This window comes from Paenarthrobacter sp. 10L420 (assembly GCF_056395385.1).
In genome coordinates, this window is sequence record NZ_JBFTJK010000087.1 from 1 (window position 1) to 398 (window position 398).

The window sequence follows — 398 nt, forward strand, 5'->3', positions numbered from 1 at the left end:
CCCCAGCCAGACCACTGGGTTGATAGGCCGGATGTGGAAGCGAGGACTAAAGACTCGTGAAGCTGACCGGTACTAATAGGCCAACAACTTACACCACACACAACACTGCACGCGTCCACTATGTGGTTCCCGAACAACAAAACCCGTTGCTCGCAGGAACAAAAACCACAACAAAATAACAACACCACAATGTTGTAACCACAAAGCTTCCCACCCCCACCACAACCGGTGCGGGGGGACGGGTAACAAGGTTACGGCGGTCATAGCGTGGGGGAAACGCCCGGTCCCATTCCGAACCCGGAAGCTAAGACCCACAGCGCCGATGGTACTGCACCCGGGAGGGTGTGGGAGAGTAGGACACCGCCGGACACACATTAGGTCGAGACCCCCCAACCCAC

The 398-nt window shown here is 57.0% G+C and carries 1 rRNA gene; it reads left to right on the forward strand.

From position 1 onward, the window contains the following. Window positions 1-252: 252 nt before the first annotated feature. Window positions 253-369, forward strand: a 5S ribosomal RNA gene (rrf, locus tag AC1DD5_RS25800). The last annotated feature ends 29 nt before the right edge of the window (window positions 370-398 follow it).